Below are 9,286 nucleotides of genomic sequence, written 5' to 3'. Positions count from 1 at the left end.
GCCTACCGCGAGCGCGTCATCGAACCCATGATGGGCGTGCTGCCCGACGAAACGGTCGCGCAGGTTGAGGAGCAGCTCTCGGGCGCCTGCACCACCGAGATTGCCGCGTTCGACAAGTTCACGCAGTTTCTGGCGGATTCGGAGGCGACGGCTCCGTACGATCATATCGTGTTCGACACCGCACCCACGGGCCACACGCTGCGCCTCTTGGAGCTCCCGGCGGCGTGGAGCAACTTCATCGAGAATAATCCCGAAGGCGCGTCGTGCCTGGGTCCGGTGTCCGGGCTGGAGGCGCAGCAAGATCGCTACACCGAAGCGGTGGATGCGCTCAACGACAGCGACCGCACCACGCTCGTGCTCGTAGCGCGTCCGGAGCGCTCGGCCCTCAAAGAGGCGGCCCGCTCCAGCGGCGAACTGCGCGACCTGGGCATTGCCAACCAGCAGTTGGTGGTGAACGGCGTCTTTCAGGCGCAGGACCCGAGCGATCCCCTGGCGGCTGCCATGCAGCAGCGTGCCGACGCCGCGCTCGACGCCATGCCCGACGTGTTGGCCGATCTGCCGCGCGACATCGTGCCGCTGAAAGGCCACAACCTGGTCGGACTCAACGCGCTGCGCACGCTGCTCGATGAGGATGCAACGCCCGAAGCAACCACCGAAGGTCCCGAGCGCGCCCCAGGCGTCGACCTGCCAAACGTACACGACCTCGTAGGCGGATTTGCCGACGACGGGCACGGGCTCATCATGACCATGGGCAAAGGCGGCGTGGGCAAGACCACGATTGCTGCTGCGGTGGCGGTGGAGCTGGCCGAGCGCGGCGAAGAGGTGCTGCTCACGACCACCGACCCAGCCGCTCACATCCACGACGCGATTGGCGATAGCCTGCCCACCCTCACCGTCGAAGCGATCGATCCGAACGAAGCCACTGAGCAGTACCGCCAGCGTGTGCTGAAAACGAAAGGCAAGAACTTGGATCCGGAAGAGCGCGAGCTGCTCGAAGAAGACCTACGCTCCCCCTGCACGCAAGAAGTGGCGGTCTTCCGCGCCTTCTCGCGGGTTGTGAGCAAAGCCAGGCGGCAGTTTGTCGTGGTGGATACGGCACCGACCGGCCACACACTGCTCTTGCTGGATACGACCGGCTCCTATCACCGCGAAGTGCTGCGCACCTCAAACGTGGACGAGAGTCAGATCACCACGCCGCTGATGCGCCTGCAGGACTCGGATTACACGAAGATGCTGCTCGTGACGCTGCCGGAGACGACGCCGGTGCTGGAGGCGAAGCAGCTGCACGACGACCTGGAGCGCGCGGGTATCACGCCCTACGCGTGGATTGTGAACCAGAGCCTCGCCGCTGCCAGTCCGACAGATCCGCTGCTCGTGGAGCGTGCCCATTCGGAGGTGCCGCAGATTGAGGCGGTGCAGAACGAGCATGCCGAACGCATCGCCCTGGCCCCGTGGATGCCCGAGGAGCCCACAGGTCCGGACCGCCTGCGCGACCTGGCCGCCGGACGCATCGGCGTGGCCACGGCCCACGCATGAATCAGTTCTTTCGAAGCAACATAGCACCGCAGGGACACGGCGCGCCGTGTCCCTGCCACTTGCTTGTGAGGGGGCGCCACGCCATGATCTGTGCCCTGCGGGGCAACAAGACGCGTGTGTGAAGATACAAGCAACGCACGTATTTTGAGTCCAGCCCCGATGAGCCCAATCATGCCCCAGCACGCCACCGAATCATTCAAGATGCGCCTTACGCCGGAGCAGAAAGCAAAGATCGAGCGCCTGGCCGAGCGCAAGGGGAGCACGCAGAAGGAGGCCGTGCTCGCCGCAGTCGAGCGCGAACTTGCCGCCGAGGCGGATAAGGACACGGATGCCATTGAGCCGCAACCGGGGTCCTTCTTGGAAGCCGCGAGCGATTTTGTAGGTATCATTGATGATCCGAAAGTGCCTTCCGATCTGTCCTCTAACCCTAAGTATATGAGGGACTATGGCAAAGACTAAGGTACTCATTGACACCGGGCCGCTGTTGGCTCTACTGAGTAAACGCGATCAGTACCACCGATGGGCTAAGCAACAGGCTGCTCACCTTGAGTGGCCGTTCTACACGTGCGAGGCCGTGATTTCGGAGGTAACACATCTCTTAGAGCGTATGCCGGTAAGTCATCTCAGCATCATACATATGTTGGAGCGTGGTCTCGTAGAGGTCTCCTTTTCCTATGCAAAACATGCAGAGCGCATACACGATCTCATGAGTACCTACGCCGACCAACCCATGTCCTTTGCCGATGCCTGCCTTGTGCAGATGGCAGAGCATCGAGCAGACCCAGCCATCTTTACGACTGATTCGGACTTCCAGGTGTATCGCGGCGCAGATGGCAACCCGCTCAACGTACGCATGCCCAATGCATAGCATGCGGCTGGGGCAGAGAATTGCGATCCGAGCGCGCATCTCGTAGAGCGTACACGATTTCGTAGGGACGTGGCGCCCCGTGTTCCTACTTGTTGTGGGGAAGTGCTACGTAAAGATCCGTGTCCTGCGAATCTCCCCCAAAATCACCTTCGTTCGGGGACACGCAAGCGTATCCCCCGAACGCAACCTGCTTTTGCCATGCGCACATCCGCCACCTCTACCTCCACCAACCCCGCTACGAATACGCCTATCCGCACATACAGTGCGAATTAACGTGTACCCTATCGCATCGGCTCAGGGTATCATTGTGGATTGATTTCAGAGATATGTAGCTGTCCGGAGCTGTAGTTGTCGTTTTCGCTGTAAGTGCCCACCCATACAGCGTACGTTCCGCTTTCGGGCGAGGAAAACGAGACCAGCGCGTTGGTTCCGCGCCCCCCGTCATCATCGCAGACCCAGGATCCACCCGGTGTGCGCACCACCATCGTGGTATCAATATCCTCGTCGGTGTACAGGTATAGCGAAGATGAGCCGACGCGGTAGGTCAGCGTCACGTCAGGGCCCCGCGAGGCGACGTATCCGCGACATGCAGCACCCGACACCGGATTGCTGGTGCTTCCACCCATCACGATACCAACGCTGTATGGATCGGGCCAGAATCCTGCATCAAGCGAGACCGCCTCATACGTCGGGTTGGTCTGCCAGTTGAGTGGAGACGACGATGCTGTATTGCGAGATGTCGAAACCGGGTTGTTCTGCGTGGTGGCGCCCTGTCTGGCATCGGCCACCAGCCGCGAACTGAGCTCGGTTATCGAGATGGTAGCTTCCGGGGTGCCCGCACTGCTGCTGTAGGTCCCAACCCAGATATTGTAGTTTCCATTCTGAGGGCTGTCGAATGTCAGCCGGGCATTGGTGCCCGCGCCGCCATCGTCGTCGCATACCCACTCTCCATTGGGCGTATAAACGAGAAGCGTTACGTCAGAATCAGAGACGGCCTCGATGTACAGCGGCAGCGACCCGCTGGTATAGTTCAGGTCCAGATCCGGAGCACTGGGAGATACATACCCATTGCAGCCGCTGTGGGATACGCGAAGCGGGCCACCGGCCCGCACAGGGTGCGTAGACGGGTCCGGTGAAAACCCGGCGTTTAATGTGACCGTACCATACGTAGGAACGCCCATCCAGTTAGGCATATCCTGCGCATGCAGCGTGGCTGTAGATAGCAGGAGCAGTGCCCCCACAGTTCCAAGTTGAAAAAAGAGTGCTCGGTAGGCGTAAGAAAAAAGCATAACAGCGTCCGTTTGTGGTGGGGAAGGCCATCGCTAAGGGCTGTGCCATAAGAAAGCGCTACAGGAAAGCGCCACCAGGGCAGCGCTATAGCGGGCCGGGTATCTCTACAATAGGTATGTAAAAGAATGAAAGCCAATTTACGTGGCTATATTTAATTGGATGAATCCACTTTGGCTACTCAGGGGGGCGCCTTTGGATGAGGAATAGGCCAAAGCGAGATATTTCAGCACAGACAGAGTCCACCATCCGGTGGCAACCAATGTCCTACCGGGCTGTGAAATCACATCTGGATGCGGTAAACGCAAAATCCAATAAAAGGAAGCGCTTCGCATCCCGCAGAAAAATGCCTTCACACGAAGATCGCACCGACTTTCGTCGTGTCTTCCTATGTTAACATGTTGTGCTACCGTCTCACTGTACCTTCTGCGAGCTTATGGCTGATGCCAACCGTTCTGCCCTCATCACCGCTGACACCCATGGGGCCCGCACCCATACCTGCGGAGATCTCCGCCCGGACCACGAAGGCAACACCGTTGTCCTGAAAGGCTGGGTCGATACCCGCCGCGACCTGGGCGGACTCGTATTCATCGACCTGCGCGACCGGTATGGTATCACACAGATCGTCTTCAACCCGCAGACCAATGAAGCTGCCTATGAAACCGCCCAGCAGTTGCGTAGCGAAGACGTAATTTCGGTGCGTGGCACGGTGCGGGTACGCGACGATCAGTCGGTGAATCCCAATATGCCCACGGGCCGCATTGAGGTACAGGGGGATGCGCTCGCGGTGCTCAACGTGAGCGACACACCGCCCTTTGTTGTATCCACCCAGGACGAAACCCGTGTCGATGCCAACGAAGACCTGCGCCTGAAGTACCGCTACCTCGACCTGCGACGCCCCCATCTGCAGCGCAACCTGGAGCTGCGCCACCGCTTCTACCAGACCACCCGGCGCTTCTTCGATCAGCACGACTTCCTGGAGGTCGAAACGCCCGTCCTCATGAAGTCCACCCCCGAGGGCGCCCGCGACTTCCTCGTACCCAGCCGCCTGCACCCCGGCCACTTTTACGCGCTGCCGCAGAGTCCGCAGACGTACAAGCAGATCCTGATGGTATCGGGCTTCGACCGCTACGTGCAGATCGTGAAGTGCTTCCGCGATGAAGACCTGCGCGCCGACCGCCAGCCCGAGTTTACACAGGTGGATGTGGAGATGACCTTCGCCACCGAGGAGCAGGTGTACGACCTGATGGAGGGGCTCATGACTGACCTCTGGGCCGATCTGAAGGATACGGAGCTGGATACGCCCTTCCCGCGCATGACCTACGACGAAGCGATGCGCACCTACGGCTCCGATAAGCCTGACGTGCGCTTCGACTTGAAGCTGCAGGATGTGAGCGACTCGTTTGCAGGCTGCGGCTTCCGCGTCTTTGATTCGATTATTGACGATGGCGGACGAATCATGGCGCTGCCTGTGCCCGGCGAGGGCGACCGCGGTCGCGGGGCAATGGACCGCCTCACGGACTATGTTACCGACACCATTGGCGCAGCTGGGCTCATCTACATCCAGCAGGGCGAAGACGAAGATGCGCCGTCGTGCAACGTGAGCACCAACGCCATCCCGCAAGAGAACGTGGAGAAAGCGTTTGATGCCGCCGGGGCCTCGCAGGGTGATCTGGTGCTGCTCATGGCCGGCCCGACGCCTACGGTTTACGAGCAAGCAGGCGACCTCCGCCTCTACATGGCCGATGATCTCGGGCTGCGCCCGGCCCCCGGCGAAGGCCCCGACCGCTTTCTGTGGGTCACCGACTTTCCGCTGCTTGAGTGGGATGAAGAGGGGCAGCGCTACGCGCCGATGCACCACCCGTTTACCGCACCGAAAGACGAGCACCTCGATCGCCTCGACGACGACCCGGGCGCCGTGGAAGCCCGCGCGTACGACCTCGTGCTGAACGGCCATGAGATTGGCGGCGGCTCCATCCGTATCCACAACCGCGAGATGCAGGCCCGCATGTTCGACGTGCTTGGCATCGACGCCGAGGAGGCAGAGCAGCGATTTGGGTTCCTGTTGGATGCGTTCCGCTACGGTGCCCCGCCCCATGGCGGCATCGCGCTGGGGCTCGACCGCCTGATCATGCTCATCGCCGGGGCCTCGTCGCTGCGTGAAGTGATCGCGTTCCCGAAAACGCAGAGCGCCAAAGAACCCATGGTCGACTCCCCCGACACGGTTGACGACGAGCAGCTCGACGCGCTGCACATCGACACGGTGGTGCCCAACGAGGATCTGGCGTAAAGCAGGCACCGCGAATGGAAGACCGCTCGCTCCATGGCCACGGGCTCAAAGGAGTATCGTTGAGCCCGGGCTGTTTTGTTTGGGGAGCTCCCCGCTTCAACAAACCTTTTATCATGCTGCTGGCAGTCCTGCGTCGGCATGCGATATCAGCATGCAACAGAAGTACGGCACAGGACCCTCGCCCCTAATGGGAGCAAAATGCAGAGCAAATGCGGATCCGCACATATGATTCGGATTGCTCCATCATTTAGGTTGCCAAGACTGCGTAAGCACATCGCACCGATGCCAGGTCAGAAATACCCTTTCACCGTGTAAGGGACGTCCCCACCTGTATGTGTTTGCAGGCTGCGTACGCACTTGAACGCCACTATGGGGGCCACATTAGCAGTAAAGGTGGTATGCGCCGTCTCTTTTGAAGAAGCAGAAAGCGGATCTGTCTTTCCGCCAAATTGTTCGCGCAACCAGATACCAAAAAGGCACTTTCGGTGTCTGACATATACACTGGTTGTACCACAGATCGCCTTCAAGCTATGAGTTGGACCCACCGCCTTGCAGATCGCCCCGACGCCCGTCTTATTGATCCGTCGGAGTATCCTGTTGATCTGCACCCTGATAGTCCTCACGCCATTGTTATCGGAGCGGGTTTTGGGGGGCTCGCAGCGGCCGTTCGCTTGGGGGCACGCGGCTACCGCGTAACCCTCGTTGAACGCCTCAACCAGCCTGGCGGGCGTGCCCGTGTCTTTGAGCAAGACGGATTCACCTTCGATGCCGGTCCGACCGTTGTGACGGCGCCGTTTCTTCTAAAAGAGCTATGGGACCTTGCCGGACGCACTTTTGAAGACGATGTCACGCTCGCTCCGATCGACCCGTTCTACCAGATTCGCTTTGACGATGGGTACCTTTTCGACTACACCGGAGACAAAGAGCGGATGATTGAGCAGATTCGGGACCTGCATCCGCCAGATGTCGAGGGCTATGAGCAGCTCCTGGATCGGGCCAAAGAGATTTTCGAGATCGGCTTCGAGAAGCTGGGACACGTTCCGTTTGGGAGGCTCTCGGACATGCTGAAGCTTATTCCGGCCATGACTAAGCTGGAGAGCTACCGATCCGTGTATGGGTTTGTATCGAAATTTGTCGAGCATGAAAAGCTGCGGCAGGTGCTTTCTTTCCACACCCTGTTGGTCGGCGGCAACCCCTTCGCTACCTCAGCTATTTACGCCATGATCGCCTACCTTGAGCGCCACTGGGGCGTGTGGTATGCGATGGGCGGTACGAATACGATCGTTCACGGACTCTCCAGCCTCATCGATGATCTGGGAGGAACACAGCGCTATGGCGCAGAGGTCAACCAGATTCTGGTAGACGCATCTGGGCGGGCAGAGGGCGTCGAGCTAACCTCCGGTGAGACAATCGAGGCCGACCTGGTCGTGTCTAACGCAGATGTTGGGTGGACGTATCGCCACTTGATCGACGAGGCCGATCGTTCGACCTGGACGAATCGGCGCGTCGAGGCTATGGACTACTCGATGAGCCTGTTTGTATGGTATTTCGGTACCGACCGGATCTACGACGATATCGAGCATCACACTATTCTGATGGGACCGCGCTACCGGGAGCTCCTCAGAGACATCTTTGACCGGAAAGATCTGGCAGACGACTTCAGTCTCTACCTCCACCGCCCGACGAAGACAGACGCCTCGATGGCCCCTGATGGACATGACGCGTTCTACGTGCTCTCGCCGGTGCCTCATCTGGATAGCAAGACAGACTGGAGAAACGAAGCTGAGGTCTACCGGCAGAAAATTGAGGACTACCTCGCCGGTACGATGCTACCCGATCTGGGCGAGCACCTGGTGACCAGCCGGATAATGACGCCGCGCGAGTTCAAGGCAGACTATAAGAGCTTGAAGGGAGCGGCCTTCTCTGTAGAGCCGCGCCTGATGCAGAGCGCCTGGTTTCGGCCACATAACAAAAGCGAGGATGTTGAAGGACTCTACTTTGTAGGAGCCGGCACGCATCCCGGCGCAGGGCTTCCGGGCGTAATCTCGTCGGCCCGTGTGTTGGATACCGTAGTGCCTGACCCGCATGAACTGACGCCGCACAATCGGGACAAAGTAATCGCTTAAACCACGAAAACCATGTAGTGAAAGAACCACTCAAGTAGCCAAGAAGACGGCCCTGTCGCCTTCTATCCTTGACCAGCGAGGCGTTCCTTTGTTAGTGGAACGCCTCGCCGGGTTTGACAACGTTCGTATGCATCTTGCCGAGAGCAGCGCTTACGGAACGTACCAGATTCCGTGCTCGCGGTCGAGCCACGCGCCGACAATAATGTGGGGAAGCGCGATGATGCTGACGAAGATGCTGTAGAACGCAACCAGTCCGGCCCAGAACGGAGCGCCGCCGAGCGGAGACGGAAACAGCATGTAGAGCGCCGCCATCAGGCCAAACGTACCCAGGCTTCCAATCATGAAAGTACCCCACGACTTAAAGCGCGCCATAAGGGCAGGCTCACCGCGGTCTGCCGATCCATATGCGTCATCTCCTGTTGCCACAGCACGGGCAACCTGGCGGAGAGAGTACCAGAACGGAAAATAAAGTCCGACAGCGATGAGGACGGGGACGAAGGTGAAGTAAGCGACAAGAAGTGTTGTTTCTGCTGCATCAATTCCCCATGAGAGAAGATCGCTTGCGTAGGTATAGCCCAGTCCGAGATGTAGGAGCACAGCACTGCCATATCCGAGAGCCAGCGTAGTACGTACTGTTTCTACGTTAGCACCTGCAGAGGCCAGGGCGCCAGGCTCAAAAATGTTTACCATGTACTGACTGAAGAGAAGAAACGTCTCGGGCCAGGCGATCATGGGCACGATCATTACCGCACCACCTCGCACCGTTGCTGCCAAGATCCGTTGTAAGGAATGGCGAAGATGGGTGCTTCCTGTTGTAGCATCCAACACATGAACACCTCCCTGTCCACCTTTAACCATCGCTACGGTAAGGGCAAGCCCAAGTCCCAGAACCGGGTTCCAGAAGAGAAGCCCAACGAACAGCGCAATCGCCACAGCAAAGAGTACCACATACCGGGCTGCAAACGAGATCGGGCGGTTCCACAGGTTATTGGCATGCTCAAACCCACCATGAGGCAGGTTCATGGCTACCATACCGATCAGGTAGACAATGCTCTGCGCTTCAATTGAGAAGTGAATCCCTGCCAGGTTGAGTCCGGCAAAAGCGAGAGCAAGAGCAACCAGCAAACCACGAGATACCCAGAGGAGTGTGCTGGCTGCCTGATGCTGCGTTTTAGCCTG

7 protein-coding genes are annotated in these 9,286 nt (G+C 59.1%); 5 read left to right on the top strand and 2 right to left on the bottom strand.

Annotated elements, in window-relative coordinates; genetic code table 11:
- From arsA to PPP56_RS06225, 3 genes are all read left to right on the top strand, one after another.
- On the top strand, positions 1 to 1,536 hold a 1,536-nt coding region (gene arsA / locus PPP56_RS06235; protein WP_353563175.1), incomplete at its 5' end, for an arsenical pump-driving ATPase.
- 144 nt (positions 1,537 to 1,680) lie between these two features.
- Entirely contained in the window at positions 1,681 to 1,995 is a 315-nt protein-coding gene (locus PPP56_RS06230; RefSeq protein WP_353563174.1) for a hypothetical protein, read from the top strand.
- Entirely contained in the window at positions 1,982 to 2,404 is a 423-nt protein-coding gene (locus tag PPP56_RS06225) for a type II toxin-antitoxin system VapC family toxin (protein WP_353563173.1), read from the top strand. The genes PPP56_RS06230 and PPP56_RS06225 overlap by 14 nt, the downstream gene beginning before the upstream one ends.
- A 302-nt stretch (positions 2,405 to 2,706) precedes the next feature.
- Here PPP56_RS06225 and PPP56_RS06220 read toward each other — a convergent pair whose 3' ends face one another.
- Positions 2,707 to 3,693 carry a hypothetical protein gene (locus PPP56_RS06220; protein WP_353563172.1) on the bottom strand — a complete coding sequence of 329 codons (987 nt, stop codon included), beginning with the start codon at positions 3,691 to 3,693 and terminating at the stop codon, positions 2,707 to 2,709.
- A 434-nt stretch (positions 3,694 to 4,127) separates the two neighbouring features.
- Here PPP56_RS06220 and aspS point away from each other — a divergent pair, with 434 nt between their 5' ends.
- Together aspS and crtI are read left to right on the top strand one after the other, a co-directional pair.
- Positions 4,128 to 5,981: an aspartate--tRNA ligase gene (gene aspS / locus PPP56_RS06215; RefSeq protein ID WP_353563171.1), complete on the top strand. Its 1,854-nt coding sequence runs from the start codon at positions 4,128 to 4,130 to the stop codon at positions 5,979 to 5,981.
- Positions 5,982 to 6,511: 530 nt separating this feature from the next.
- Positions 6,512 to 8,107 carry a phytoene desaturase family protein gene (gene crtI / locus PPP56_RS06210; protein ID WP_353563170.1) on the top strand — a complete coding sequence of 532 codons (1,596 nt, stop codon included), beginning with the start codon at positions 6,512 to 6,514 and terminating at the stop codon, positions 8,105 to 8,107.
- 150 nt (positions 8,108 to 8,257) lie between these two features.
- On the opposite strand, the gene PPP56_RS06205 is transcribed toward crtI, so the two are convergent.
- On the bottom strand, positions 8,258 to 9,286 hold a 1,029-nt coding region (locus PPP56_RS06205; RefSeq protein ID WP_353563169.1), incomplete at its 5' end, for a Brp/Blh family beta-carotene 15,15'-dioxygenase.

It is taken from the genome of Longimonas sp., from assembly GCF_040409695.1.
GTDB lineage: Bacteria > Bacteroidota > Rhodothermia > Rhodothermales > Salinibacteraceae > Longimonas.
This window is presented reverse-complemented; position numbering and strand designations above follow the sequence as displayed.